Source organism: Bradyrhizobium sp. PSBB068 (assembly GCA_016839165.1).
Taxonomy (GTDB): domain Bacteria; phylum Pseudomonadota; class Alphaproteobacteria; order Rhizobiales; family Xanthobacteraceae; genus Bradyrhizobium.
The window spans coordinates 4,715,723-4,742,231 of sequence record CP069300.1 but is presented as its reverse complement, the minus strand read 5'-3'; the positions used below and the strand labels follow the sequence as shown (position 1 = coordinate 4,742,231).

Below are 26,509 nucleotides of genomic sequence, written 5' to 3'. Positions count from 1 at the left end.
CGGCCGGTTCATGTGCACGCCGCATCACGGCAACTCTCGCACGAAGCGAAAGCCGTTGCCATAGTAGCGCACGTCGACGTCGTAGCGGAATCGCGCCGCCGAGCGGATCGCGGTCGCCGGACTGGTGAAGTTGCCGCCCCGCAGCACACGCAGCCGGCAATCGCCGCTGGTCCATGCCGAGGCGTCCTTCGGTGCGTTGCGGTAATTGTCGTTCCAGCAATCCTCGACCCATTCGGCGACGTTGCCCGCGGTGTCGTACAGTCCGAAACCATTGGGGCGGAATGAGCCGACCGGTGCCATCTTCTGCGGCGGGGGAGTGACGCAGTTCGCGCATTGGGCGCGCCCCGTGCCGACGTCGCGGCCCCACCAGTACGGTGTCTTGGTCCCGGCGCGCGCCGCATATTCCCACTCGGCTTCGGTCGGAAGCCGATACTTCTGTCCGGTGCGTTGCGACAGCCACGCCAGGAAGAGCTTGGTATCGTCCCAGCTGACATTGATGACGGGCTGGCTGCCGCGGCCCCAACCGTGATCGTCGGGCCGAAACTTGCAGGCGCCTGCGTCGGCGCATTGATCCCATTCGGCGAAAGTGACTTCGCGGCGCCCGATCGCGAACGGCCGTGGAATGGGGATCGTCCGCTCCGGCTTTTCGTACGGCGTATCGTTGGAACCCATCACGAAGTCGCCGGGCGGCAAAACGACGAGCTCCCCACAGTCTGTACAGTCGCGGAAAACGTCTCCAGGTTCAAGGCGCGACGGCTGCGTCGGAGCTTGCGCCACGGTCAGATGTTCGGGAGGCGCTGGACGATGCGAACCAGATTCACTATCCTGCCTGAGGGTTGCGGTCTTGCCGTTGGCGCCAAGTGTTGTGGCCAACGCTGTGATTGATATCACAAACAGGGAATTTATTTTCATCTATCGTATCCGGCTAAAATGCCAATGATCGTCAACGCGATTGTGCAATCAAGCGGAGCAAGAATGCTTCATTCAGCGATGATCGGCAAGCCGAGCTCCGAAGCAGACGACTAGCAGTTATCGCGCAGCCGAGATTTCAGCGCGGACAAGACTGGACACAATTTTGATGATGCGATTGGCCGCGACGACGTGGCCGGGATCGGGGAATTGCAAATGATGCGATTGCAGAAGATGCGTAGGTCTTTCCCGTCAGCGTTGGTGCCGCTTCTTGCTCTGCTCGCATTCGCCGTGCCCGCGCGAGCGCAGACCGGGGGACCGACATCGTCGCCACCTGGCGCCGCCGTCTACTTCATCGGCCTCAAGGATGGTGATTCAATTCCCCCGAAGTCGACCATCCACTTTGGCCTGCGCGGCATGGGTGTTGCGCCCGCCGGTTCGGATCGCGCGAATTCTGGCCACCATCACCTGATCATCGATGCGCCGACGCCCCCGCTCAATGTCGAGATCCCGAACGACTTCCAGCATCTGCATTTCGGGGCGGGGCAGACCGAGACCGAACTGACGCTGCCGCCCGGCGAACACACGCTGCAGCTCGTGTTCGGCGACAAGAACCATGTTCCGCATTCGCCGCCGGTGATCTCGGAGCGCATCAAGGTGAAGGTCGTCGATCCCGCCGCGGCTCCGCAGGCCGCCGCGCCGGCCCCGCCAGCTGCGGCGCCGGCGGCTGCCGCAGCACCGGCCGCCGCTCCGCCTGCCGGTCGCCGGCCATCGCCCAAGGACGCCAAGGTCTATTTCATCTACCCTAGGGACGGCAGCTACATTCCGCCGAACCCGGTGATCCGTTTCGGCCTGCTCAACATGGGCGTTGCGCCCGCGGGCTTCGACAAGCCGAACACCGGCCATCATCACTTGCTGGTGGATGCCGACCTGCCGCCGCTCGATCAGCCGATTCCGAGCGACTTCAACCATCTGCATTTCGGTGCGGGCCAGACCGAGGCCAAGATCACGCTGCCGCTCGGCCAGCACAAGCTGCGGCTGCTGTTCGCCGATTTCAGCCATACGCCGCATGACCCGGCGGTCTTCTCCGAGGTCATCACCGTCAACGTCACCTCCGATGGCCGCCCTCCGTATCGCCGGAAGCACCATCATACGCATAGGTACTATCGCTATTGAGAACGACGCTGCGACGAACCATTGCCTACGCCGCCTGCCTCGCGGCCTCGACCTTGTTTGCGACTGCGGCTGTCGCGGATCGGCGCGTGGCGCTCGTAATCGGCAATTCCGCCTATAAGAGCGCGCCGACGCTCGGCAACACGATCAGCGACGCTACCGCGATTTCGGGCCTGCTGAAATCGGCCGGCTTTGAGGTGGTGATCTCGCGCAACGATCTCGGCGTCGTCGAGTTCAAGCGCGCGGTGCGCGACTTCCTGGTCACGGCGGAGAGCGCCGATATTGCCGTGGTCTATTATGCCGGCCACGGCGTCGAGATGAACGGATCTAACTACCTGATTCCGGTCGACGCGAAGTTGAGCCGCGACTACGACGTCGACGACGAGGCGGTGGCGCTTGATCGCCTGATCTGGGCGCTGCAGTCGGTGCGCCGGCTGCGCCTGATCCTGCTCGACGCGTGCCGCGACAATCCGTTCCCGTCGCGCGTCCGGTCGGCCGGCCTGCGCTCGCAGATGCGGGGAGGTCTCGGCAAGCTGGAAGACGTCAGCGCCGACACGCTGGTGGCCTATGCCGCGAAGGCCGGCTCGGTGTCCTACGATGGCGATGGCGTGAACAGCCCCTATGCGACCGCGCTGCTGCGGCATCTCACCGAGCCTGGCGTCGATATCCGCATCGCCCTCGGTCGCGTGCGCGACGATGTGATCAGCATGACCGGGGGGCGCCAGGAGCCGTTCATCTATGGCTCGCTCGGCGGAGCCACCATTTCGCTGGTGCCGCAGCCCGAGCCGAAAACCGAGCGGGTCGCACTACCCTCGCAGGTCGCCAATCCGCCCGTCGCCGCCAAGCCGCCGGCTGTCGCCTCGCGACCGGCGCCGGCTGCCGCCGGGGCGGCCCCGACCAAGCCCGCCGTCGCGATGGTCCCGCCGGTCCAGCCTGCGCCGGCGGTGCGCGACACGGCGGATCCCGCGACGGCTTGTAGCCGCGATGAGCAGCGTCTGGCGCGATTGCGCGCCGAGCCGTCGCCTGCAGAAATCGCCAAGCTGCAACGCGAGCTGACCTGCGAACGGCTGAAGGCCCAGGTGCAGCGCCTGCTTGAAAGCGTGGCGAGCGATCCGCCGCAGCCAACCGCGCCCGAAGCGCCCAGGGCGCAGCAGGCGCAACGTCAGGCCGTACCCGCCCCGCAGTCTTCCGATGCCGACGTCTGCGCGCGAGATGCCGCGCGACTTGCCAAGCTTCGCGGCGAGCCGAGCGTCGAGGCGTTCAGGACGTTCGAGCAGGAGCTTGATTGCGAGCAGATCCGACCGCAGCTTCAGCGGCTGCGCGAAAGCCTTGGTCTCTAGAGCCTTGGTCTCTAAAGCGCGATGAGATTTGGTTGAATCATCATCGCGCTTTAGACCTTTGTTTGAGCGTGATCTTTTCGGAAAACCGCTTCGCACTTTTCCGGATCATGCTTTAGCGAGCGCCGCCGAACGCCTTGAAGGTGATGATGGTGAGGGTGTCCTGGATGCCCGGGATCACCTGAACCTTCTCGTTGATGAAATGGCCGATGTCGGTGTCGTGGTCGACGTAGAATTTGACCAGGAGATCGTAATTGCCCGCCGTGGAATAGATCTCCGACGCAATCTCGGCTTCCGCCAGTGCGTTGGCGACGGTGTAGGACTGGCCGAGCTTGCATTTGATCTGGACGAAGAAAGGAACCATCAAAGTCGTCTCCGGGGATTTCCGCGACTATAGGCCAAAAACGGGCGGCCAAGGCAAGGGGGCAAGCAGGCGCAAGGCAAGGCCAACTCGCGGTAAAGTCAGGCGAACTTGCTGCCAGGGGGCGTCCGGGCTAGGACACGCTACAGTCCCATTCATGATGGTCTCCTTCGTGACGGTCTCATTCGTATCAGCCGCCGGTGCCGCCAGATGACGCCGGTCGCGCTCACCATTGCCGGCTCGGATTCCTCGGGTGGTGCGGGCATCCAGGCCGACCTCAAGAGCTTTGCCGCGCTCGGGGTCTATGGCGCCTCGGCGATCACGGCGCTGACCGCGCAGAACACCACGGGGGTCAGCGGCATCCATCCGGTGCCCGCTGCATTCGTCACGGCACAGATCGATGCCGTGTTCTCCGATCTCGACGTCGGTGCGGTCAAGATCGGCATGGTCGCGCAGGCCGAAACCATCGCCGCGATCGCCGACGGCCTGCGGCGCTGGGCGCCGTGTCACATCGTGCTCGACCCGGTGATGGTCGCAACATCAGGCGATCGGCTGCTGGCCGCCGAGGCGGTCGATGCGCTGAAGACCATGCTGTTTCCGCTGGCCTCGCTGATCACGCCGAACCTGCCCGAAGCGGCGGCGCTGCTGAACGAACCGGTCGCTGCAAGTGAGGCCGACGTCGAGCAGCAGGGCAAACGATTGCTGGCGATGGGCTGTCGCGCGGTGCTGGTGAAGGGCGGTCATGGGCACGGCGCCGAGAGCATCGACTACCTGATCGAAGGCGCGCGCAGCATCGCGCTCGCGGCGCCGCGTATCGCGACATCAAACACGCACGGCACCGGCTGCTCGCTGTCGTCGGCGATCGCGGCCGGGCTCGCGAAGGGCGACGACATGGAGACCGCCGTGCGCAACGCCAAGGCCTGGATATCAGACGCGATCGCCGCCGCCGATCGCTTCGCCGTCGGCCGCGGTCACGGGCCGGTGCATCACTTCCACAAGTACTATTGAAGCCGTGTAGCCCGTTACCCATCTACGTAATCGTCGCGTTGTCCCGCCGCGATATGCGCGCAACACAACGCCCGCTGCACACAGCCGCGACCGCCGATGTCGCCAGATTGTCGCATGCGGCTGTTATCCGCAGGGCAGGGGCGCGCTGCTGATTCTCGTTAACTCTTTGTGGAGCCTCAGGTCGCGGGGATCGTCATCGCCTTGTCACAGGAATCTGTTAGGTGCACAGGCATGGGAAGTGACTCCTTGAGTGAAGAGAGCCCCGAGCGGCGCTTTCGCACTTTGTTTATCTCCGATGTCCATCTCGGAGCCCGCGGTTCGCAAGCCGACCGCCTGTTGGACTTCCTTCGCTCTCACGATGCCGACACGATCTACCTCGTTGGTGATATCGTCGACGGCTGGGCGCTGAAGTCGAACTGGTACTGGCCGCAGACCCACAATGATTTCGTGCAGAAGATGCTGCGCAAGGCGCGTAAGGGCGCCAAGGTGATCTACGTCCCGGGCAACCACGACGAGTTCTTGCGCAAATATTACGGCACGCATTTCGGCGGCATCGACGTGGTGGAGAACACCGTCCACACCGGCGCCGACGGCAAGCGCTACCTCGTGATCCACGGCGACATCTTCGACCTCGTGGTGCAGAATGCGCGCTGGCTCGCCCATCTCGGCGACAAGGCCTACGACTTCGCGATCCAGATGAATCGCTTCGTCAACTTCTTCCGCAAGATGTTTGGCGTGCCCTACTGGTCGCTGTCGCAATGGGCCAAGCTGAAGGTCAAGAAGGCGGTGAATTATATCGGCGCCTTCGAGGCCACGCTTGCCGGCGAGGCGCGTCGTCACGGCTGCGACGGCGTGATCTGCGGCCACATCCACTACGCGACGATTCATGACGAGCACGGCATCCGCTACATGAATTGCGGCGACTGGGTGGAGAGCTGCACCGCGCTCGCCGAGCACGAGGACGGCAGCTTCGAAATCATCACCTGGACCGACCCGGTGCGCCGGATCGCGCCAGTTCCGCGGGTAACGGCACGCGCTGCATGACGCATATCCTGGTCGCGACCGATGCGTGGCATCCCCAGGTCAACGGGGTTGTCCGCACGCTGACCATGATGGCACAGGCGGCGAAGTCGCTCGGGGTCGAGGTGAGCTTCCTGACGCCGGACGAGTTCCGCACCTTCGCGATGCCGAGCTATCGCGATTTGCGGCTGGCACTGCCGTACCAGGCCAAGGTCGCCAGCCTGATCGATGCGGCCAAGCCCGACAGCATCCATATCGCGACCGAAGGCCCGATCGGGCTTTCGGTCCGCCGCTATTGCCGCAAGCGCGGCCTGCCGTTCACGACGAGCTTCCACACCCGTTTCCCCGAATATGTCTCGGCGCGCACGCCGGTTCCCGAAGCCTGGGTGTGGCGCGCGCTGCGCTGGTTCCACAAGCCGAGCCGGGCGGTGATGGCGGCAACCCCGGCGCTGGCCGCCGAGTTGCGCCAGCGCGGCTTCCGCAACGTCGTGCTGTGGTCGCGCGGCGTCGATACCGCCCTGTTCCATCCACGCGATGTCGATCTCTGCCTGCCGCAGCCGGTATATCTCAGCGTCGGCCGGGTCGCGGTGGAAAAGAACCTCGAAGCATTCCTCGATCTCGATTTGCCCGGCACCAAGGTGGTGGTTGGCGACGGCCCGGCGCGAGCGGCGCTGGAGCGGAAATATCCCGAAGCCGTCTTCCTCGGCGCCCGCCACGGGGAAGAATTGGCTGAGATCTATGCCGCGGCCGATGTGTTCGTTTTCCCCAGCCGCACCGATACGTTCGGTCTCGTGCTGCTCGAGGCCTTGGCGAGCGGCCTGCCGGTTGCCGCTTTTCCGGTCACCGGCCCCCGCGACGTGATCGGCGCGGCGCCGGTCGGCGTGCTCGACGAGGACCTGCACCATGCCTGCCTGGAAGCGCTCAGCATCCCGCGGCAGGCCTGCGTCGATTTCGCCGCGCTCCACACCTGGCAGGCGTCCGCTCGGGTGTTCATCGAGCGCTGCATGAACATCCGCCCTGCCGCGCCCGACGGCGAGGGGGAAGTATTCGAATTCGGTGCCGAAGAGCACCATTTCGCGGCCTTGCCGGCCAGTCACCCAACCTCGCGCTAAACAAACTCACGCCAAAGCGTCTTGCAGGGCTGCATCCCGCCGCGATACAAATCGTGGATGACGGACACCGTTTTAAATCCACCCGTCGCTGCCGCGGACATCGATGCCGCCGCAAGGGTGGTCGCGCCGTTCGCGGTGCGCACGCCGCTCCTGACCTTCCCCGTTCTCAACGAACGGGTCGGCAGCCGGGTCTTCCTCAAGCCCGAGATGTTGCAACGGACCGGGTCATTCAAGTTCCGCGGCGCCTTCAACAAGCTCGCCTCGATCCCGCAGGACAAGCGGAGCGGGGGCGTCGTGGCGTTCTCCTCGGGCAACCATGCCCAGGGCGTGGCCGCGGCGGCCAAGATTCTCAACATGCAGGCGACCATCGTGATGCCTGCGGACTCGCCGCTCACCAAGCGCGAGCGGACCAAGTCCTATGGCGCCGAGGTCGTGCTGTACGATCGCGATCGCGACGACCGCGCGGCAATCGCCAGCGGCATCGCCAGCAAGCGCGGCGCGACCTTGGTGCCTCCCTATGACGATCCCCTGGTGATCGCGGGCCAGGGCACCGCCGGCCGCGAGATTGCCGAGGACATGGCCGCGCTCGGGCTCACACCTGATATCGTCGTGGCGCCGGCGTCGGGCGGCGGATTGATCGCCGGTGTTGCGACCGCCGTGAAGGCGAAATATCCGCAGGCCCAGGTGATCGTCGCCGAGCCCGCGGGCTATGACGATCACGCGCTGTCGCTCAAGGTCGGACATCGCGAGGCCCATGCGGTTGCGCCGCGCACCATCTGCGACGCGCTGATGGCGATGATGCCGGGCGAGCTCACCTTTGCGATCAACAGCAAGCTGCTCGCAAACGGTGTCAACGCTTCCGACGAAGAGGTTGGTGCGGCTGTCGCTTTTGCCTATCGCGAGCTGAAGCTCGTGGTCGAACCCGGTGGCGCCATCGGGCTCGCCGCGCTGCTGGCGGGGCGGATCGACGCCAGGGGCAAGAACGTCGTCATCGTGCTCTCGGGCGGCAACGTCGACGCCGACCTGTTCGCGAAGCTCGTCGCCTGAAAACAGCGGGGGCAGGGCGATGGTCGCTCTGCCCCCGTTTCGTTGTGCGGTGTGGCCGATCAGCGCCTGAAGCCGCCATGATGGCTGCCGCTCATTCCGCCGGGATACGAGCCGGACGGAGTTGGGTGGAACACGGCGCGGCCACCACCGCCTGATCGCATCCGGTCGACTTGCATGCTCTGCCGCACCGCGTGGAAGCGGTGCTGGTCGCTGTCTTTCATGACCGGGCTCGATGCGTTCTTGCCGGCATTTGCAACAGGAAGGCTCGCGACCTTGCCCTTGCCGATCGAGGTCGGCATCCCGACCGGCTTCGCCCCGGGCGCGGGCATGTTGACGATCTTGCCGCCGCCGATCTGGCCATTGCCGCCGGCGCCCTGCAGGCCCGCATTGATCGGCTGCAAGGTCTGACGATTTGAAAGCCGCGTGAATTGCATCGGCGGCACGGCCTTCGGCTGCGCCTGCAGCTTCAGCGCCTGCTGCGCATAGGGGCTGCCGGCGAAATTGTCGTGGAAGGTCTTGTAGGCGAACGGCGTGTTGGCAAGCACCGCCTTGTGCCAGGCCGCGACCTGCAGCCAGTTCGTGAGCAGGAAGCGAATGCGATCGCACAGCGGATCGCGCGGATAGAGCCGGATGAATTCCTCATAGTAGTCCGGTCGCCCCTCCGACAGCACGAAATCATAGGCTTGGCGCACCGAGCGGTTCGGCAGGTTCGATGCCATCTGCACGACAGGCTCGTTCGCGGGCGCACGCGATGCCGCGACGGTGGTGTCGCCGAAGAAATAGAAATCCGAGGTCAGCGACGAGCTCTCCCATGGCGTCTGCCGGCCGTCGGTCGTCGCGTTGACCTCGAGGCGAACGCGCTTGAACAGCTGCTCGATCGGCAGGTTGGGCTCGCGCGCCAGCCGCAGGAAGGCGTTGGTGTAGGGGCTGTGGCCGTTGTTGCCGTCCTGTGCCTCCATGCCCGGCGCGGTGGAGTAGCCGACGATCGAGCCGCTCGGCGCATCGACGACGGCAAGGCCGCGGCCGGCATCGTTGACGTTGGGGAACGGGTTGTTGCGGCAGGCATCGAGCACCACGATGCGCATCCGGCTCGGGATATTCTCGAGCGTGCCCATCACGTCGACGAGGCGCACCGAATTGCCGTCGAGGTCGGACGGCGCCGCGATCTTCGCGTCGACCGGGATCAGGTAGTTCTCCCCGGCGAGCTGCACGCCGTGCCCGGCGTAATAGATCATCGCGACCGTGCCCGTGCCGCGCGCCGCGACCTTGTCGGAGAAATCCCGCAACACCTTCACCATGTCGCCCCGCCTGAGGTCGGTCGCGGAGATCACCTCGAAGCCGGCAGAGTTCAACAGCTCGGCCATCGACTGCGCGTCGTTGCCGGGATTGGCGAGTTTCGGTGCGTTCTCGTAATTCGCATTGCCGATCACGAGCGCAACGCGCTGCTCGGGGCCGCGGAGCGCAGCCGGCGTCGTTGCGGCCGATGTTGCCGGCGGGACCGTTTGATCGATGGACGGCGCCGCCGCATGGGTTGCATTGCCGACGGTGACGCCGCCGGCCTCGGCAAACGCCGTGCTTGATCCACCGAGGCTCACCAGGCCGAGTAATGCGGCCGATATCATGATGGATGTCAGGCGGACCATCGCGCGCTCCCAATGCTGATCCCGGTGCGGGACCGGTCGCAGGGAGGCTAGACGCGCATGCGCCCGCGGTACGTGAGCTGGGTCACGCTGCGTGGGTGCTCGATAGCAGATGGATGCGTAGCGCGAACGCGTCCGCCTTACGAGAAGAACGCGATCTTCTCGGCCTGGGTCATGCGGCGGATCGGCGCGAGCGGATCGTTGGCGGCGGCGTTCGGCTTTTTCAGGAGGCCGCTGGCGATGATGGTAGAGCCGAGCGAGACCTCTGCCGCAGGAGCCGGCGCAGCCGCAACGGTGGGCGGGAGAGGCGGCGGCACCGCCGTCGGGGTAGCGATCGACGCGACAGCGACCAGTGCCGGCTCGACCTTGACCTTCGGCTCGGGCGCCGGTGCAGGCTCCGGCTGAATGGCCGGTGCAACCATTTCGTGCTCGGGCTCGGCAGCCATCGCCTCGGCGACACGCAGCTCCTCGGCGGCGCGCATTTCCTCGGCGATCGCCTCTTCGTCGACCGGATCGGGCGCGCCCATCTCCATCGCGATCAGGTCGAGCACTGCTTCGTCATGGGCGTCGGCGGCGGCCGCGTCGGTGGCGCGCGCCAGCTCGGCGGCCTCGGCTTCGGCCAGCGCAGCCTCAGCCTTGAGCCAGGCTTCGCTCGGCTGCGGGACTGTTGCTGCGGCGACCTCGGAGGACGGCGCAACCGGCATCTCGGCTTCGCCGTTCGGCGTCGCAACGGCCTCCTGAGGCGGCGCTGACGGCGTGGCGGCCAGCGTCGCATCGAGGGTGGCGCTCTCGGCGGCAGTGCTTTCGGCCGCGGGCGGCGGTGAAGGAGCGGCCGCGGCCGGTTCCGCAACCGGTGCTTCGGCCGTGACCGGCTCGGCCGCAGGCGTCGTCGCCTTGTCCGGATCGAATTCGCTGAGGCGGCGGGCCAGCGCCGCGAAGGCGGAATCCAGCACGGCCTTGGCGTCGTCCATCGATATCTGCGCAGCACCGGCCTCGATCGCGCTGGCCTGCGAATCGATGATGTCGCAGATCCGGCCGTCATTGCCGATCTCGCGCAGCCGCCAGGAGATCTCCCGAATCACCCGCACGCCCTTGCGCACCGGCGCCAGATTCGGCTCGAAGCTGATGCCGTCGAGCGCTGTGATGGCGGAGGCCCGGGCGGCCTCGATCGCACCGCGCAAGGCGTCCAGCGCCTGCGCCAGCTGCTCGTCCCTGATGGCAGCTTGGGCGGCCTGCCGCTGCGCGCTGAGGCTATCCTCGATCCGCGCCACGGCATCGAGCACCATGCGCGTATCGGCATTGCGGTTGCGCTTGGCGTATTCGCCGAGGAACCAGCGGCCCCGCGAGGTCTCCATGAAGGCCGCGCTGATCGCGGCATAGTCCTCCTCGCTCGGCAGCGCCGCGCGGGCGGATATCGGCGACAGGGCGAATGCTTCTTCGGCCATCACAATCTCTTCGCGCAAATCACTGCGCGTTACGCTAACGATCACCACGATATCGCGCGAATCGCAATTGAATTGATGTCTTCCGAATCACAAATCCCCATTGCAGCAAAAGTTGCATCGCGGCGATTCGCGCGAAGGCTCGCGGCATTCTATGCCACCCTGTTCGGCATGACCGGCGTGCATCTGCCGTTTTTCACCGTGTGGCTGAAGGCGATCGGCATCGATGCCACCTGGATCGGCATCATCACCGCGGTGCCGCCGGTGACGCGCTTCACCGTGCTGCCGCTGGTCACGGCAGTGGCGGAACGCCGCCAGATGCTGCGCGGCGCGATCATCGCCACGGGAGTAGCCACGGCGTTCGGCTTTGCCGTGATCGGCACCCAGCACCAGCCCTTCGTGCTGCTCGCGGTCTATGCGCTGACCTGCTGCGTCTGGACGCCGATGGTGCCGCTTACCGACGCCTATGCGCTGCGCGGCGTCAGGCAATTCGGTCTCACCTACGGACCGCTGCGGCTGTGGGGCTCGGCGGCGTTCGCGGTCTGTGCGCTGATCAGCGGGTTCCTGCTGCGTTATGTCGCGGAGGTCGATCTGATCTGGATCATCACCGCCGTGACCGTGCTCGGCGCGCTGGTCGGGCTGACCTTGCGGCCGCTGGGCCGTCCGGTCGCCGCAGTCGCGCACGCGGCCGGTTCGCCGCGGTTGCTGCGCAACCCGACCTTCCTCGCCATCATCGTCTCCTCGGCGCTGATCCAGGGCAGCCACGGCGCCTATTACATCTTCGCCTCGATTGCCTGGCAGCAGGCCGGTTTCAGCGGCCTGACTATCGCGGTGCTCTGGGTGCTCGGCGTGATCGCCGAGATCGTGCTGTTCGCGGCCTCACCGCGCTTCACGCTGCCGTCGGCGGTGCTGGTGATGATCGCGGCCGCCAGCGCCGTCGCGCGCTGGGCGATCACTGCGCAGGATCCGCCACTTGCGGTGCTTGCCGTGGTCCAGCTCGGACACGGCTTAAGCTTCGGGCTGACCCAGGTCGGCATCATGGGGCTGATGGTGCATCACGTGCCGGTGCATGTGATGGCGCGCGCGCAGGGCTATCTCACCGCCTGCGGCGGCATCGTCGCCAGCACCACGGCGATCGTCAGCGGCATGGTCTATGCGCGCTTCGGGCTCGGCGTCTACGACATGATGGCGGCGATGGCGGCGACCGGTGGGCTGGTGATGTGGCTGGCGCGGAAGCGACTCATCCATCACCCCCAGAGCGCGGCGTCGGGCGGATAGACCAGGCTGCCCTCGTAGCGCAGGCCGTTGTCGCGGTCGTTGGCCAGCAGCAGCGGGCCGTCGAGATCGACGAAGCGCGCGGCTTGCGCGATCAGCATCGCCGGCGCCATCGACAGCGAAGTCGCCACCATGCAGCCGATCATGATCTCGAAGCCGAGCGCGCGGGCGGCGTCCGCCATCGCGAGCGCCTCGGTCAGTCCGCCGGTCTTGTCGAGCTTGATGTTGACGGCATCATAGCGGCCGCGCAATCCGGCAAGCGAGGCGCGGTCATGCACGCTCTCGTCGGCGCAGACCGCAACCGGGCGCTCGATCCGCGCCAGCGCCTCATCCTTGCCGGCCGGCAGCGGCTGCTCGATCAGCGTGACGCCGGCATCGGCGCAGGCCTTGAGGTTGGCGGCGAGGTTGTCCTCGGTCCAGGCCTCATTGGCATCGACGATCAATTCGGAGGTTGGCGCGGCCCTGCGCACGGCGGCGATCCGCGCACCGTCGCCGTCGCCGCCGAGCTTGATCTTGAGCAGCGCGCGGTGCGCGGCCTTGGCGGTGGCCTCGGCCATTGCTTCGGGAGGGCCCAGCGAGATCGTGTAGGCGGTGGTGCGCGGTTCGGGCGCAGGCCGGCCGAACAGGTTCCAGATGCGCTGGCCGGCGCGTTTGGCCTCGAGGTCCGCCAATGCGCAATCCAGTGCATTGCGGGCGGCCCCGGCGGGCATCCGGGCTTGCAGGGCGATGCGGTCCATGCCGCCGGCAAGGGGCTCCTGCATCGCCTGGATCGCCTCCAGGGTTGCCTCCGGCTTCTCGTCGTAGCGCGGGTAGGGCACGCATTCGCCGCGGCCGATGAGGCCGCCCTGGCCGACCGCGGCCACCACGACGACGGCCTCGGTCTTGGCGCCGCGGCTGATCGTAAACGAGCCGGCGATCGGCCAACGCTCGATCCGCACGTTGAGGGAAATCGCTCCGGGCGGGGTGGAAGTCATTTTAAAGTCTACTATTTCCTGAACCGTAGCTTGCGACGCGCAACCAACTATGGCTGGTTAGTGACAGATTCGACAAGCCGATCCGGCAAGCCGCCGGAGATCTGCAGTTGCGGCGGCCAGCCGGCTTGAGGGGTAGGCAAAAAGGTGAGCGGCGACCCGACACTGGAGCGGATAGCCCAAGGCGAAGGACTGGCGTTGTGCGCGGCGGGCAACTGGACCGCCCGCTTTGCCCCTGCGCTCGAGCGGATCGTCTCCGACGCCGAGCGACTGCGCGGCAGCCGCCCTCATATCTTCATCGACGTGTCGCAGGTCGCAAGCCTCGACACGTTCGGCGCCTGGCTTATCGAGCGGCTGCGCCGTAGCCTGAGCGATGCCGGCGCCGAAGCCGAGATCGCGGGCCTCTCCGCGAACTATTCCAGCCTGGTCGATGAGGTCCGCCGCGTCGGCCCCGCGTCCAAGGCCGTGCGCGAACCGCTGCTGATCTCGGGCATGCTCGAGCAGATCGGGCGCACCGTGGCCGGGATCGGCGGCACCATCATCGGCCTCGTCGACATGCTCGGCGCGGTGCTGGCCGCGGCCGCCAAGGTGCTGATCCATCCGCGCAGCTTCCGCTTCACCTCGACGGTGCATCACCTCGAGCAGGTCTGCTTGCGCGCGGTGCCGATCGTGGTGCTGATCACCTTCCTGATCGGCTGCATCATCTCGCAGCAGGGCATCTTCCATTTCCGCAGGTTCGGCGCCGACATCTTCGTGGTCGACATGCTCGGCGTGCTGGTGCTGCGCGAGATCGGCGTGCTGCTGGTCGCGATCATGGTCGCGGGCCGCTCCGGCTCGGCCTATACCGCCGAGCTCGGCTCGATGAAGATGCGCGAGGAGATCGACGCGCTGCGCACCATGGGCTTCGATCCGATCGAGGTCCTGATCCTGCCGCGCATGCTGGCGCTGGTCTTGGCGCTGCCGATCCTGGCGTTCCTCGGCGCGATGGCCGCGCTCTATGGCGGCGGCCTGGTCGCCTGGCTCTATGGCGGCGTCGATCCGGAGGCCTTCCTGCTCCGCCTTCGTGATGCCATATCGATCGACCATTTCGTCGTCGGCATGGTCAAGGCACCCGTCATGGCCGCGGTGATCGGCATCGTCGCCTGCGTCGAGGGGCTGGCGGTGCAGGGCTCGGCGGAATCGCTCGGTCAGCACACCACCGCCTCGGTGGTGAAGGGGATTTTCTTCGTGATCGTGATGGACGGCGTGTTCGCGATCTTCTTCGCCTCGATCGGGATGTGATCATGGCGGACGAGGACATCGACGCCATCATCCGGGTCCGCGACGTCACCGTGCAATTCGGCACCACGCGTGTGCTCGACGGCCTCGACCTCGACGTCAAGCGCGGAGAGATATTAGGCTTCGTCGGCCCGTCGGGCGCCGGCAAGTCGGTGCTGACGCGCACCATCATCGGCCTCGTGCCGAAGGTCTCCGGCCGCATCGAAGTGTTCGGCGTCGATCTCGATGCCGCGAGCTCGTCGCAGCGCCGCGCCGTCGAGCGGCGCTGGGGCATCCTGTTCCAGCAGGGCGCGCTGTTCTCCTCGCTGACGGTGCGCCAGAACATCCAGTTCCCGGCGCGCGAATATCTGCGCGTCTCGCAGCGGCTGCTCGACGAGATCATGGTGGCGAAGCTGGTGATGGTCGGCCTCAAGCCTGAGGTTGCCGACCGCTATCCGTCGGAATTGTCCGGCGGCATGGTCAAGCGCGTCGCGCTGGCGCGCGCACTCGCGCTCGATCCGGAACTCGTGTTTCTCGACGAGCCGACGTCCGGCCTCGATCCGATCGGCGCCGGCGATTTCGACGAGCTGGTGCGCACCTTGCAGCGCACTTTGGGGCTGACCGTTTTCATGGTAACCCATGATCTCGACAGTCTTTACACCGCGTGCGACCGTATCGCCGTTTTAGGGAACGGTAAGATCATTGCTGCAGGATCGATCGCCGACATGAAGGCATCGCAGCATCCGTGGTTGCAGCAATATTTCAACGGCAAGCGCGCCCGAGCCGTTGTGGCCTAGCCCATGATCCCGAAGCGAGGAGACCGGTTTTTCGGACGAGATCATGCGCCAGCAGGAAATTCGAAGGGCTCGGATGCAGGCTCAGTGCGCGAGAGCCCAAGAGTAATTCAAGAGTGAATAACGCGAGCAATTGATGGAAACGCGGGCGAACTACGTCTTGATCGGGGCTTTCACGCTGGCGGTGATTGCCGCCGCGTTCGGCTTCGTGCTGTGGTTCCAGAGCCTGCACACCACCAAGCAGCGCAGCCCCTTGCGGGTGATCTTCGAGGGGCCGGCGTCGGGCCTGCGCAACGGCGGCAATGTCAATTTCAACGGTATCCGGATAGGAGAGGTGGTGTCGGTGAAGCTCGACAACCCCAGGCGCGTGGTCGCGCTGGCGATGATCGAGAACAGCGCGCCGCTCCGCAAGGACACCCTGGTCGGTCTCGAATTCCAGGGCCTCACCGGCGTCGCCGCGATCTCGCTGAAGGGCGGCGAGGAGGCCGCCCCGCCGGTGCCGCTCGATGAGGACGGCATCCCGGTCCTGACCGCCGACCCCAACGCATTGCAGGACGTCACCGAGGCGATCCGCGCCACCCTGCAAAACGTCAACCGCATCGTCGCCGACAATCAGCAGTCGGTGAAGAATTCGCTGAAGAACCTCGAGGTCTTCACCGAGGCGCTGGCGCGCAATTCCGAGAAGATCGACAACGTCATGGTCAAGGTCGACGGCGTGATGGCCAAGGCCGACAATCTGATGCTGGGCCTCAATGCGATCGCCGGCGGCAACAACGGCAGCGAGCTGAACCAGATGGTGAAGTCGATCCGCGAGCTCGCCGACAATATCGACAAGCGCTCCAATCTCCTGATCAACGACGGCCGCCGCACGCTCGCCGACATCAGCCGCGCCGTGAACAATTTCGACCGCAATCCGAGCCGGGTGATCTTCGGCGGCAGCAACAATGCCGCACCCGAGCCCGCGCCGGCTCCCGCCGCCGCAGCGCCCGGGCCACGGCGCCGGCAGTAGGCTGCGCCGCCCGTTCGGGACCGACGGCCATCCACTTTCTTACTGGGGCGCCGCCTGAGAAGGCTCGAGGGTTTCCGGAGCGAAGCGACCATAGCGGGAATATGGCTCCGGCTGCTCCGGGCGGATGCTCAAGCTGCGAATGTGGTGGGGATCGGATGTGGCACTGACGAGGCCCTGTGTGCCCGACCATTTGCCGCCGGACGTATTGCGGAGCTCATCGGAGGCAGGTCTGACCGGCGTCGTTTGAACGACGTGCGCATCGGCCGCGGGCTTGCTTACCACCGTTGTTGTCGACCACTCGCGGCCCGCAGCGTCGCGCTGCTCGTCGGGTAGTCTTGGCCGCACCGTCAACACGTGAAGGCGGTTGTACTTTGGAGGAGCCGTCAATGGATCACCACGGTCGTCAGCCGATGGTGGTGCAATCCTGATGGTCCGGATCTTCGACGGTTCAATCGGATCCGCCGTCGCGACTGCGGCAAATCCAGCTGTTCCGAGCACCGTCAGCGCGACGACGGGACGCCAGCCTGTGCGCAACATCTGAAGCCTCTCAGCTCGTTCCGGCGCAATTTTAGCCTTGCATCGGTCAACAGCAAAACGGAGGCCGTCAGGCCTCCGCTTCTATTCGCCATCAGTGTTCGCCGCTCACCCCAGCCGTCCCGCGGCGTGCGCGAGCAGGGTGTAGACCAGCCCGGTCTCCGAGGTCAGGTGGCCAGCCAGCTCCTGCTGGCCGCGGCCTTCGCGGGCGACTTCGTCGAGCAGGCGCTCGAACTCCGCGATGTAGCGGTCGACCGTCTGCTTGAAGCCGCGGTCGGAGCGGTACTTGCGGGCCACTTCGTCGAAGGCCTTCTGGCCGGCGGGCGTGTAGAGGCGTTTGGAGAACGCCTTGTTCTCGCCGCGCTGGTAGCGATCCCACATCTCCGCCGCCAGCGTGCGGTCCATCAGCCGGCCGATGTCGAGCGACAGCGACTCCAGCGGATTGGCGGCGGGCTGCTGCTGCGGACGCGGGCGCTGCTGGGCATCGCGGGCCTGCGGGGCCGGCGGCGGTGCGTCGCTGCGATTGAGCAGGTCGGAGAGCCAGCCGTCGGCGTTGTTGGGGCCGGCCGGGCTGACCGACGGAGCCTCGGTGCGGCGCGAGCTCGCCATGCCGAGATCGGGCGGCGGCAGCGTCGAGGCACTGTTGCCGTTGTCACGGACGCTGTCCCGCATCCGCAGGTCGGCGCGGCCGCCGGCGGCAGCCATCACCGGCTCTTCGTGCCGGACGCTGGCGCGGTTGGTTGAGACCACGTCGAGCCCGCGGCCGTGATGGGCGACGATGCGGTTCAGCTCGGCCAGCGCCTCGATCTGGTCGACGATCACCTTGCGCATCTGCGCGGTATTCTCGGCGGCCTCCTGCGGCATTTCCAGCACGCCGCGGCGCAGCTCGTTGCGGGTGGCCTCGAGCTCGCTGTGCATCTCGCTCGCCATCTGCTTCATCGCCGCGACCATCGCGGAGAACTTCTCCGTCGATTCCCTGAACATCGCATCGGTCTCGGCGTTGCTCTGCTGGTAGAGCTCGTTCATCGCGTCGACGGTCTGCTGGCGCTCGTTCTCGGCGGCCTGGCGCACCGCCTCGAACTGCCTGCTGATCGCAGCCGAACCGGCGCCGGCGGTCTCCGCCACCACGCGGGCGATGTCGCGGGCGCGTTCCTCGGCCGCGCCGAGCGATTCGTCGAGCAGCCCGGTGAAGCGCGACAGCCGCTGGTCGAGATCGGTGGTGCGCAGGTCGATGGTCGTGACCAGCGCCTCCAGCGCCTCCTTACGCTCGCTGACGGAGGCCGTCGTCGAGCGGTTGGCCTGCTCGACCACGGCAGCCGCCTCGATCAGCGCCTTGCCGTGGGTCTCGAACTGGCTCGACAGCGCGCCGAGATCCTCCAGCGCCTTGCCGGTCTTGCTGTTGAACACCGTGAGCTGGTCTTCCAGCGTCTGGGTCGCGACGCCGTTGCGTGAGGTGACGTCGTTCATGGCGGACACGAAGTCGGCCACGCGGGTCACCAGCGCGCGCTCCAGCGAGTTGAGGTTGTCGTGGGCGCCGGTCAACACTTCCTGCAGCAGGATGTTGCCCTCGCGCAGCCGCTCGAACAGCGCCACCGTATCGGTGCGCAGGATCTTGCTGGTCTCCTGCATCTCGGTGACGGCCGAGATCGAGACCTGGCGCGACTGGTCGATCGCCGCGCGCGAGGCCTGCTCGAGCTCCTTGAGCGACTTCGCCACCGCGCCGGTCGCCTGATCGCCGGCCGAGGTGATGTTGCGCGCGACATCGCCGCCATGCGCCGACATCGACTGCGAGAAGGCGAGGCCGCGGGTTTCGATCGCCTTCAGCGCGTCGGCGGTGGCGCGATCCATATCGCTCGCAAGTTGCGTGGTCTTGGCGGTCAGCGCCTCGACCAGCGAGCCGCGGCGGCCGTCGACCATCTGCGACAGACGCTCGGTCTGCTGCTGCACATAGGTAACGATCTCGTCGGTCTTGCCGGTCATCGCCGAGCCGAACGCGCTGGTGGCGGACAGCACCGAACGCTCGATGTCGGCGGAGGTTGTCTTGACCTTGGTCGAGACCTCGTTGGACATGGTGATCAGTGCGGCCTGCGCGTTCTGCGCCGAGGTCTGGATGTTGTCGGTGGTCTTGGCCGTGACCGAGCTTAGCGCACGCTCGATATCGGTCGAGAGCGTGCGGATCTGGGCGGCGGCATCGGCGGAGGTCGCAGCAAACGAGCTCTGGGCTTCGCGGGCGCTGCCCAGGATGGTCTGCGCGGTCTCGGCGCTGGCGGTGGTCAGCGAGCGCTCGATCTCGACGGAGATCGCGCGGATCTGGGTTGCGGCCTCGCTGGACGTCGCGACGAACGAGCTCTGGGCATCGCGCGCACTGCCGAGGATCGACTGGGCGGTGTTGGTGCCGACCGACGTCAGGGTGCGCTCGACATCGGCTGCCAGCGACTTGACGTGGTTGGCCGCCTCCGTCGACGCGGCGACGAGGGTGTTCTGCGCCTCGCGGGCGCCGGCCGTCAGCACCTCGGCGGTGCCTGAACCGGCCATCGACAGCGCACGCTGGATGTCGGCGGCAAGTGCCGACACCTTGGTCGCAGCTTCGGTCGACGCATTGACCAGCGTGCTCTGCGCTTCACGCGCGCCTGACGTGATCGATTCCGCGGTGGCGGAGCCGGCCATCGACAGCGAGCGCTCCATGTCGGCCGCCAGGGTGCGGACCAGATCGGTGGCCTCGGTGGAGGCGCCAGCCAGCGTGCTCTGGGCCTCGCGGGCGGAGGCGACGATGGATTCCGCGGTCGCGGTGCCAGCCATCGACAGCGAGCGCTCGATATCGGCCGCCAGCGTGCGGACCAGGTTGGTGGCGTCGGTCGACGCGCCGGCCAGCGTGCTCTGGGCCTCGCGGGCGGAGGCGACGATGGATTCCGCGGTCGCGGTGCCGGCGGTCGAGAGCGAGTGCTGCATGTCGGCCGCCAGCGTGCGGACGAGATTGGCGGCTTCGGTCGACGCACCAGCCAGCGTGCTCTGAGCCTCGCGGGCGGAGGCGACGACGGCTTCCGCAGTTGCGGAGCCGGCCATCGACAGCGAGCGCTCGACGTCGCTGGCGAGCGCCTTGACCTGGCCGGTGACGTCGGTCGAGGTCGAGATCAGCGTGGTCTGGGCCTCGCGGGCGCCGGTCATGATCGCTTCGGCGGCGGCGGAGCCGGACATCGACAGCGATTGCTCGACATCGGCGGCCAGCGACTTGACCTGGCTTGCGGCCTCGACCGAGGCGCTGACCAGCGTGGTCTGCGCGTCGCGGGCGCCCGACAGCACGGACGCGGCGGTGGCGCTGCCGGCTGCCTGCAGCGTGCGCTCGACGTCCTCCGACAGCGCCTTGATCTGCGAGGCGACGTCGCCGGAGGCGGAGACCAGCGAGACCTGCGCGTCGCGGGCACTGGTGAGGATCGAGTTGGCGGCGCTGGTGCCGACGGCGGTCAGCACGCTCTCGACCTCGGCCGAGCTCAGCTTGAGCTGGTTGCCGACGTCGGCGGACACGCTGAGCAGCGCCTGCTGCGCGGTGCGCGCGCCGGTCTGGATGGTTTCGCTGGTGTTGACCACGAGGTTGGTCAGCGAGCGCTCGGCGTCCTCGACATGGGACTTGATGCTCGACGACAGCAGCTCGGCGCGGGACATCAGGTCCTCGCTGGCCTGGCGGCCGCTGCTCTCGATGCGGCCGGCGACGGCCTCGACGCGGGAGCCGAGCAGGTCCTCGAACTGCGCGACGCGGGTGTCGATGTCACCGGCGATGACGCCGACGCGGCTCTCGATGCCCTGCTGGATGTCGGCGAAGCGCGCCGAGATCGTGTCTGTCAGGTTCGCGCTGTGGCCATTGATGGTGTCGGCGAGGCGGGTGCTGTGGCCGTTGATGGTGTCGACGAGGCGGATGCTGTGGCCGTCGATCGTCTCGGTGACGCCATTGATGCGGTGGTCGACCGCGGCGATCGCCTGCACGGTGCCTTCGGTCAGGGTCGTGGTGAGCAGGCCGAGGCGCGAGTCGATCGAGTGGATCGCCTGGGTGGCGCCTTCGGTCAGCTGCGTCGCGAGCGTGCCGAGATGGCCGTCGATGGTGTCGGTGACCGACTTGGCGCGGCTCTCGAAGGTGACCTCGAGCGTCTTCATGCGGCTGTCGATCGCGTCGTCGAGCGACTGCAGGCGGCCGTCGAACGAGCCGATCTTGCTGGCGAGCGAACTGTCGAACGACGACAGCTTGTCGGTCAGCGAGGCGTCGAGCGTGGTGACGCGGCTGCCGAGCGTGGTCTCGAACTGCAGCAGGCGCTGGTCGAGCGAGGCGGTGATCTCGCCGCCATTGGCGGTGACGCGATTGTCGAAGGTGTCGACATAGGTCTTCAGGCTGTCGGCGATGTCCTGGGTCCGCTGACCCATGCGCTCGACGATGTCGCCGCCGAAGGTCTTCACCGTGCGGTCGAATTCCGAGATGTGGCGGGTGATCAGCGCGCCGAGCGTGCCGGAGTCGCGGGCGAATTTCTCGGCGAGTTCGCTGCCGTGGTTCTTCACGAGGTCGTCGAACGCGCTCATCTGCAGCGACAGCGAGTCGTGCGCCGTCTCGGTCTGGCCCACCACCTTGGCGACCAGCGAATTGACGGTGACGTCGAGCGCCTCGCTCGCCCTGTCGCCGGACGTCATGATCTGGCCGGCGAGGCGGTTGCCGGCGTCGTCGATCTTGCTGACGAGGTCGTTGCTGCGCAGCTCGAGCTCGAGCAGCAGCGAGTCGGCGGAGTTCTTCAGCGAGTCGTGGACCTCCTCGGTGCGGTCGGAGATGCCGTCGACGATGGCGGACGAACGCTGCTCGAACTCGCCGGTGATGCGGTCGATGCGCTCGTTCAGCATCTCGTGGACGCGGTCGGCCAGATCGACGAACTCGTCATGGACGTGGCCGGTCTTGAAGTTGAGGCTGGTGGTCAGCCGCTCGGAGGCGTCCATCACCGCGCGCGTGGTCTCGGCGCTGGCTTCCTCGAGCCGGTCGAGCAGGTCGCCGCCGCGCTCGCCGAGCGCGAGGATCATGTTGTCGCCGGCATGGCTCAGCGCGGTCGTGATGTGCTGGCCGCGCTCTTCCAGCGCACCGGTGATGCTCTTGGCGACCTCGTCGACGCGCGAGGCGATCGCGTCCGAGATCAGCGCGATGTCGTGGCGCAGGTCGATCTGCACGCCGGAGATGGCGCTGCGCACCTGCTCGGCCTGGCCGACCAGATTGTCGCGCTGGTGGGCGATGTCCTGCAGCAGCGCGCGGATGCGTACTTCATTGTCGGAATAGGCGCGCTCCAGCGCCGCGACCTCGTTGGCGACGAGGGTCTCGAGCTCGCCGGCGCGCGCGATCGCGCGCTCGACGCCGTCGCCCATCGCCGCGACTTCGCGGCGGATCGCCTGGCCGACCGTCACCATGGAATCGGCGGCGGCGTTTTCCGGCTCGGAGAATCGCATCGCGACCTGCGCCATCGATTGCGCGATCATCTGCATGCGCTGGCCGTGCGAGGCGAGGCTGGCGAGGTAGTAGAACAGCAGGATCGGAACGGCGAACAGCGCGGCGAGGCCGGCGAGCACCAGCACGCCGGTGCCCTGGGCCATCGATGCCTGCAGGGCCGGCCAGAACGCGATGGTGAGGATGGCGCCGCCGAGCAACCAGGCGCCGGAGCAGACGAAGAACAGCGTGAAGGCGTTGCGGGCGCGCCCTCCCTGCAGGGTCTGCAGCATCTGGCCGATGGTCTCGCGATCGTCATTGGCGGCGCGGCGCGGGGCGCGCGGCTCCTCGATCGGCTCGAAGGCCGAACGATCGGAAGTCGGACGGGACTCGAACGATGTGGCGGAAAAATCCGGCGCCGACGGCGGCAGGCTGGGCGGCACCGCGCCTTCGTTGAGGGGGCTGCGGTTTTCCGTGCCCTGTTCGCTGATGTTGAGGGCTTCCTGGATGGCAGAAAGCGCGACTTCGGTGGGATCTTTGACCTTCTTGGGAGTGTTCGCCATGTTCAGTCCAAGCCCTCTCACTATCTACGCGTCGGCGAGCCTGCGATCGTCCCCACGCAAGCTCGAAGCCGGTGCCCACAAGCGGAGCGCAAGCGCCCCCCTCGGCGGCTTGTCCGCTACATCCACAAACATCCTATGGGGAGAGTGGTGCGAATGAAATGCTTGCGATTAATACTTTCTTAATCATCGTTAACAGCTTTGCGCCATAAGGCCTTATGGGTACTCGAAATTCCAGCCGCAGAGGGCCGATTGTGTCCGGAAATTGTCCAGAATCAGGCGGTTTTGCCGATCATCCCGACAACAATTCGTTAACCAGTTTCGTGATTGGCTCGCCGACGGTCCGCCGGTGAAGACCCCGGGGGAGACGACAGGGACAGGCCATGCCGCTTCATCTCGAACGGGTTGAATGGACGCAATCGCCGCCGCTCGCTCCCGGCGGCGGGCCGATCGACGTCGATCACCTTCAGCGCATGACGCTGGGCGATCCGGGGCTGGAGCGGGAAGTGCTGGCGATGTTCTCGACCCAGTCGGCCCGGATCCTTGGTGAGCTGGCCGGCTTGCCGCCCGACGCTCCGACCCATGCCCATACCCTGAAGGGATCGGCGCGGGCGATCGGGGCTTTCGGCGTCGCCGAGGCCGCCGCTAACCTTGAAACCGCGCTGGCCGGCGGTTCCGATCCGGCCCAGCCGCTTGCCGCGCTCGGGGTCGCGATTGCCGAGGCGCGCACGGCGATCGAGCTGATTCTGGGCCGGTCCTAGGCCTTCCGCATCCCCACCGGCTTGCCGCTAGCGCCTGGACGCTATCCCGGCCGGCCGGCAGGATTTCGGTCTCCGTGCTGGCGCTGTGCGGATCGACCCGTTATACGACTGCCCGGGACCTTTCCATCCATCGTCCGGCGTATTCCGGCAGCACGAGCAATCATGGCCAAAATCCACTTTATCGACCATTCCGGCGAGAAGCGCTCCATTGATATCGAGAACGGCGCAACGGTAATGGAAGGCGCGATCCGCAACGCCATTCCCGGCATTGAAGCCGAATGCGGCGGCGCCTGCGCCTGTGCGACCTGCCATGTCTATGTCGATGAAGCGTGGCGCGAGAAGGTCGGTGCGCCGTCGCCGATGGAAGAGGACATGCTGGATTTCGGCTTCGACGTGCGTCCGAACTCGCGGCTGTCCTGCCAAATCAAGGTCACCGACGAGCTCGACGGACTGGTCGTGTCGACGCCGGAACGGCAGGCCTAAGCTCCGTCACTCGCCGTCCGGGTTCACCCCGCGACGGACCCAGCGGCGGAAGTTCTCCTTGACCTCCGCCGGCAGCGGTGTCGGCCTGCGCGTCGCCTCATCGATCATCACGGTGACCGCCTTCGCCGACGCCACGCATCTGCCTTCCGAAAACACCACCTGATCGAAAGTGGTCGATGTCCGTCCGAACTTGACGAGACCGAGCCCGAGTTCGATCTGGCCCGGCCAGTGCAGCTCGGCGCGGAAATGGATGTCGAGACGCACCATGATCCAGCCGAGCCCGGCCGGCATCAGTCCCATGCTGCGGTCCTTCACCAGCGTGACGCGGCCGGTTTCAAAATAGCTCGCATAGACCGCGTTGTTGACGTGCCCGTTCGGGTCGAGATCGGCAAAGCGCACGTTGTCGGACAGGCGATAGGGGAAATCTTCCAGGCGCGGCGTGTCTTCCACGCGGACAGGGGCGTTCACGACAATCGATCTCCGTCAGTTTCCGTCCATACAGCCGAGTTACGAAGGCTCGGCAAGGGGTTGCCGCGCCGGCCGCGGTCCCTATTATGCATGTCCCGATCCGGCCCACTTGGCTGGACAGGCGAAAAGCCGTCCAGTCGACCTCAACTGAAAAGAAGCGGACATGAGCGAAGCGATCAAGACCGATGTGCTGATTATTGGCGCGGGCCCCTGCGGACTGTTCGCCGTGTTCGAACTGGGCCTGCTCGACATGAAGGTGCATCTGGTCGACATCCTCGACAAGATCGGCGGGCAGTGCGCCGAACTCTATCCCGAGAAGCCGATCTACGACATTCCCGGCATTCCCTTCGTCACCGGCCAGGGCCTCACCGATCAGCTGCTGGAGCAGATCAAGCCGTTCAACCCGACCTTCCACCTCAACGAGATGGTCGAGAGCATCGAGAAGATCGGCGATCCCTTGTTTCGCGTGAAGACCGATGCCGGCAAGGAGTTCGAAGCCAAGGTCGTGGTGATCTCCGCGGGCGGCGGTTCGTTCCAGCCCAAGCGCCCCCCGGTGCCGGGCATCGAGGCCTATGAGGGAACCTCGGTGTTCTATGCCGTGCGCAAGATGGAGCAGTTCCGCGACAAGAACATCCTGATCGTCGGCGGCGGCGATTCCGCGCTCGACTGGACGCTCAACCTGCATCCGATCGCCAAGCGCATCACGCTGCTGCACCGGCGCGACGATTTCCGCGCGGCGCCGCACAGCGTCGAGCAGATGCGTACGCTGGTGGCCGACGGCAAGATGGATCTCAGGATCGGCCAGGTCACCGGGCTCGAAGGCGCCAACGGTCAACTCTCCGGCGCGGCCTTGAAGGGCAACGACAATGCGATGTCGACGATCGCCTGCGATACGATGCTGCCGTTCTTCGGCCTCACCATGAAGCTCGGTCCGGTCGCGAACTGGGGCGTGGCGCTCGAGAACAATCTGGTGCCGGTCGACACCGCGGCGTTCGAGACCAACGTCTCAGGCATCTTCGCGATCGGCGATATCAACACCTACCCGGGCAAGCTGAAGCTCATTCTCTCCGGCTTCCACGAGGGCGCGCTGATGGCGCAGAAGGCGCACCGCTACGTGTATCCGGACAAGCGGCTGGTGTTCCAGTACACAACCTCGTCATCCAGTTTGCAGAAGAAGCTCGGCGTGAACTGATTCCACTCCAACGGAGACCAATGCCGGGGCATCGGCCATTTCCCGCGCGGCGCGGGTACTGGAACGCTTCGTGAAATGGCCGTAGTCTGCTCGTAGTCGGGTTTGATCGATCAGGTGACGATGATGCGGAACACGCTATCCAGACTCCGGCTGATCTTGGCGCTCGCCGCGGCCTTTTCGCTAACTGCTCCGCTTGCGGCTTCGGCGGCGGAGCCGACGGCGGCCGGTCTCTGGCAGAAGATCGAAGACGGCAAGACCGAGGGCTGGTTCCTGGTAATCGAGCGCAACGGCCTGTACGAAGGCATGATCGCCAAGATGTTTTCGGCGCCCGGCGATCAGCCCAATCCGGTCTGCTCGAAATGCACCGACGATCGCAAGGACATGCCGTGGCTCGGCATTCCGCTGATCCGCGACATGAAGCGCAACGGACTTGCCTATGAAGGCGGCAACGTGCTCGATCCGCGCAACGGCAAGGTCTACAAGGCCAAGATGACGCTGAGCGCCGATGGGCAGACGCTGACCATGCGCGGCTACCTCGGCATCTCGCTGTTCGGCAAGGACGAGGTCTGGACCCGGCTGCCCGACACCGCGCTGGCGCAGCTCGATCCCGCGATCGTCGCCAAATATCTGCCGGCGCAAGCCGCAGCGGTGAAGCCGCCGCCGCCTGCGCCGTTGCCCGCGACGAAGCGGCACTAGGACTCCCTACGCTCCGA

22 protein-coding genes are annotated in these 26,509 nt (G+C 66.3%); 14 read left to right on the top strand and 8 right to left on the bottom strand.

Going from position 1 to position 26,509, the window contains the following annotated elements; all coding sequences use genetic code 11:
* Positions 1–24 precede the first annotated feature (24 nt).
* Positions 25–912 (bottom strand): formylglycine-generating enzyme family protein, encoded by an 888-nt coding sequence (locus JQ507_22155; GenBank protein ID QRI67664.1) that lies wholly within the window; start codon positions 910–912, stop codon positions 25–27.
* Positions 913–1,143: 231 nt separating this feature from the next.
* On the opposite strand from JQ507_22155, the gene JQ507_22150 reads away from it, so the two are divergent.
* Both JQ507_22150 and JQ507_22145 read left to right on the top strand, forming a co-directional pair.
* Positions 1,144–2,085, top strand: coding sequence for a DUF4399 domain-containing protein (locus JQ507_22150; protein QRI73459.1), 942 nt, complete (start codon positions 1,144–1,146; stop codon positions 2,083–2,085).
* Positions 2,082–3,422, top strand: coding sequence for a caspase family protein (locus tag JQ507_22145; protein ID QRI67663.1), 1,341 nt, complete (start codon positions 2,082–2,084; stop codon positions 3,420–3,422). Before JQ507_22150 ends, JQ507_22145 begins: the two co-directional genes overlap by 4 nt.
* A gap of 112 nt (positions 3,423–3,534) precedes the next feature.
* Here the strand turns inward: JQ507_22145 and JQ507_22140 are convergent, their stop codons facing one another.
* Positions 3,535–3,783, bottom strand: a complete 249-nt coding sequence (locus JQ507_22140) for an Lrp/AsnC ligand binding domain-containing protein (GenBank protein QRI67662.1) — start codon at positions 3,781–3,783, stop codon at positions 3,535–3,537.
* Positions 3,784–3,990: 207 nt separating this feature from the next.
* Between JQ507_22140 and thiD the strand changes: the two genes are divergently transcribed.
* From thiD to JQ507_22120, 4 genes are all read left to right on the top strand, one after another.
* The gene (thiD, locus tag JQ507_22135; protein QRI67661.1) at positions 3,991–4,788 is read left to right on the top strand and encodes a bifunctional hydroxymethylpyrimidine kinase/phosphomethylpyrimidine kinase; all 798 of its coding nucleotides are present in this window, start codon (positions 3,991–3,993) and stop codon (positions 4,786–4,788) included.
* Positions 4,789–5,019: 231 nt separating this feature from the next.
* On the top strand, positions 5,020–5,832 hold the full coding sequence (locus JQ507_22130; protein QRI67660.1) for a UDP-2,3-diacylglucosamine diphosphatase: 813 nt from the start codon (positions 5,020–5,022) through the stop codon (positions 5,830–5,832).
* The gene (locus tag JQ507_22125; GenBank protein ID QRI67659.1) at positions 5,829–6,920 is read left to right on the top strand and encodes a glycosyltransferase family 1 protein; all 1,092 of its coding nucleotides are present in this window, start codon (positions 5,829–5,831) and stop codon (positions 6,918–6,920) included. Before JQ507_22130 ends, JQ507_22125 begins: the two co-directional genes overlap by 4 nt.
* Positions 6,921–6,977: 57 nt before the next feature.
* A complete protein-coding gene (locus JQ507_22120) occupies positions 6,978–7,967 on the top strand; it encodes a threonine/serine dehydratase (GenBank protein QRI67658.1) in 990 nt (329 codons plus the stop codon).
* Positions 7,968–8,026: 59 nt separating this feature from the next.
* Here JQ507_22120 and JQ507_22115 read toward each other — a convergent pair whose 3' ends face one another.
* Positions 8,027–9,589, bottom strand: a complete 1,563-nt coding sequence (locus JQ507_22115) for a caspase family protein (protein QRI73458.1) — start codon at positions 9,587–9,589, stop codon at positions 8,027–8,029.
* A gap of 158 nt (positions 9,590–9,747) precedes the next feature.
* A complete protein-coding gene (locus JQ507_22110; GenBank protein QRI67657.1) occupies positions 9,748–11,052 on the bottom strand; it encodes a hypothetical protein in 1,305 nt (434 codons plus the stop codon).
* A 75-nt stretch (positions 11,053–11,127) separates the two neighbouring features.
* On the opposite strand from JQ507_22110, the gene JQ507_22105 reads away from it, so the two are divergent.
* Positions 11,128–12,327 carry an MFS transporter gene (locus tag JQ507_22105; GenBank protein QRI67656.1) on the top strand — a complete coding sequence of 400 codons (1,200 nt, stop codon included), beginning with the start codon at positions 11,128–11,130 and terminating at the stop codon, positions 12,325–12,327.
* Here JQ507_22105 and JQ507_22100 read toward each other — a convergent pair.
* Positions 12,297–13,298, bottom strand: coding sequence for a dipeptide epimerase (locus JQ507_22100; protein QRI67655.1), 1,002 nt, complete (start codon positions 13,296–13,298; stop codon positions 12,297–12,299). The two genes, JQ507_22105 and JQ507_22100, sit on opposite strands and share 31 nt — an antisense overlap.
* Positions 13,299–13,442: 144 nt before the next feature.
* On the opposite strand from JQ507_22100, the gene JQ507_22095 reads away from it, so the two are divergent.
* The 3 genes from JQ507_22095 to JQ507_22085 all read left to right on the top strand — a co-directional run bounded on the left by JQ507_22095 (position 13,443) and on the right by JQ507_22085 (position 16,355).
* On the top strand, positions 13,443–14,576 hold the full coding sequence (locus tag JQ507_22095) for an ABC transporter permease (GenBank protein QRI67654.1): 1,134 nt from the start codon (positions 13,443–13,445) through the stop codon (positions 14,574–14,576).
* A 2-nt stretch (positions 14,577–14,578) separates the two neighbouring features.
* Entirely contained in the window at positions 14,579–15,349 is a 771-nt protein-coding gene (locus JQ507_22090) for an ABC transporter ATP-binding protein (protein QRI67653.1), read from the top strand.
* Between the two features lie 133 nt (positions 15,350–15,482).
* The gene (locus JQ507_22085; protein QRI67652.1) at positions 15,483–16,355 is read left to right on the top strand and encodes an MCE family protein; all 873 of its coding nucleotides are present in this window, start codon (positions 15,483–15,485) and stop codon (positions 16,353–16,355) included.
* Positions 16,356–16,394: 39 nt separating this feature from the next.
* On the opposite strand, the gene JQ507_22080 is transcribed toward JQ507_22085, so the two are convergent.
* Positions 16,395–16,892, bottom strand: coding sequence for a hypothetical protein (locus JQ507_22080; GenBank protein QRI67651.1), 498 nt, complete (start codon positions 16,890–16,892; stop codon positions 16,395–16,397).
* Between the two features lie 105 nt (positions 16,893–16,997).
* A complete protein-coding gene (locus JQ507_22075; protein QRI67650.1) occupies positions 16,998–22,895 on the bottom strand; it encodes a negative regulator of septation ring formation in 5,898 nt (1,965 codons plus the stop codon).
* Between the two features lie 380 nt (positions 22,896–23,275).
* Between JQ507_22075 and JQ507_22070 the strand changes: the two genes are divergently transcribed.
* Positions 23,276–23,653: an Hpt domain-containing protein gene (locus JQ507_22070; GenBank protein ID QRI67649.1), complete on the top strand. Its 378-nt coding sequence runs from the start codon at positions 23,276–23,278 to the stop codon at positions 23,651–23,653.
* A gap of 162 nt (positions 23,654–23,815) precedes the next feature.
* Positions 23,816–24,136 carry a (2Fe-2S)-binding protein gene (locus JQ507_22065; GenBank protein ID QRI67648.1) on the top strand — a complete coding sequence of 107 codons (321 nt, stop codon included), beginning with the start codon at positions 23,816–23,818 and terminating at the stop codon, positions 24,134–24,136.
* A gap of 6 nt (positions 24,137–24,142) precedes the next feature.
* Here JQ507_22065 and JQ507_22060 read toward each other — a convergent pair whose 3' ends face one another.
* Positions 24,143–24,604 (bottom strand): acyl-CoA thioesterase, encoded by a 462-nt coding sequence (locus JQ507_22060; protein ID QRI67647.1) that lies wholly within the window; start codon positions 24,602–24,604, stop codon positions 24,143–24,145.
* Between the two features lie 163 nt (positions 24,605–24,767).
* On the opposite strand from JQ507_22060, the gene JQ507_22055 reads away from it, so the two are divergent.
* Complete coding sequence (locus JQ507_22055; protein ID QRI67646.1) at positions 24,768–25,796, top strand: NAD(P)/FAD-dependent oxidoreductase; 1,029 nt, start codon at positions 24,768–24,770, stop codon at positions 25,794–25,796.
* Between the two features lie 123 nt (positions 25,797–25,919).
* Positions 25,920–26,492 carry a DUF2147 domain-containing protein gene (locus JQ507_22050; protein ID QRI67645.1) on the top strand — a complete coding sequence of 191 codons (573 nt, stop codon included), beginning with the start codon at positions 25,920–25,922 and terminating at the stop codon, positions 26,490–26,492.
* Positions 26,493–26,509 lie beyond the last annotated feature (17 nt).

Coding starts and splice junctions, on each gene's coding strand:
- JQ507_22050 (QRI67645.1), top strand. CDS start 25,920: ATGCGGAACACGCTATCCAGACTCCGGCTGATCTTGGCGCTCGCCGCG.
- JQ507_22150 (QRI73459.1), top strand. CDS start 1,144: ATGCGTAGGTCTTTCCCGTCAGCGTTGGTGCCGCTTCTTGCTCTGCTC.
- JQ507_22130 (QRI67660.1), top strand. CDS start 5,020: ATGGGAAGTGACTCCTTGAGTGAAGAGAGCCCCGAGCGGCGCTTTCGC.
- JQ507_22155 (QRI67664.1), bottom strand. CDS start 912: ATGAAAATAAATTCCCTGTTTGTGATATCAATCACAGCGTTGGCCACA.
- JQ507_22055 (QRI67646.1), top strand. CDS start 24,768: ATGAGCGAAGCGATCAAGACCGATGTGCTGATTATTGGCGCGGGCCCC.
- JQ507_22125 (QRI67659.1), top strand. CDS start 5,829: ATGACGCATATCCTGGTCGCGACCGATGCGTGGCATCCCCAGGTCAAC.
- JQ507_22065 (QRI67648.1), top strand. CDS start 23,816: ATGGCCAAAATCCACTTTATCGACCATTCCGGCGAGAAGCGCTCCATT.
- JQ507_22085 (QRI67652.1), top strand. CDS start 15,483: ATGGAAACGCGGGCGAACTACGTCTTGATCGGGGCTTTCACGCTGGCG.
- JQ507_22070 (QRI67649.1), top strand. CDS start 23,276: ATGCCGCTTCATCTCGAACGGGTTGAATGGACGCAATCGCCGCCGCTC.
- JQ507_22100 (QRI67655.1), bottom strand. CDS start 13,298: ATGACTTCCACCCCGCCCGGAGCGATTTCCCTCAACGTGCGGATCGAG.
- JQ507_22115 (QRI73458.1), bottom strand. CDS start 9,589: ATGATATCGGCCGCATTACTCGGCCTGGTGAGCCTCGGTGGATCAAGC.
- JQ507_22090 (QRI67653.1), top strand. CDS start 14,579: ATGGCGGACGAGGACATCGACGCCATCATCCGGGTCCGCGACGTCACC.
- thiD (QRI67661.1), top strand. CDS start 3,991: ATGACGCCGGTCGCGCTCACCATTGCCGGCTCGGATTCCTCGGGTGGT.
- JQ507_22120 (QRI67658.1), top strand. CDS start 6,978: ATGACGGACACCGTTTTAAATCCACCCGTCGCTGCCGCGGACATCGAT.
- JQ507_22140 (QRI67662.1), bottom strand. CDS start 3,783: ATGGTTCCTTTCTTCGTCCAGATCAAATGCAAGCTCGGCCAGTCCTAC.
- JQ507_22075 (QRI67650.1), bottom strand. CDS start 22,895: ATGGCGAACACTCCCAAGAAGGTCAAAGATCCCACCGAAGTCGCGCTT.
- JQ507_22105 (QRI67656.1), top strand. CDS start 11,128: ATGTCTTCCGAATCACAAATCCCCATTGCAGCAAAAGTTGCATCGCGG.
- JQ507_22110 (QRI67657.1), bottom strand. CDS start 11,052: ATGGCCGAAGAAGCATTCGCCCTGTCGCCGATATCCGCCCGCGCGGCG.
- JQ507_22080 (QRI67651.1), bottom strand. CDS start 16,892: ATGTTGCGCACAGGCTGGCGTCCCGTCGTCGCGCTGACGGTGCTCGGA.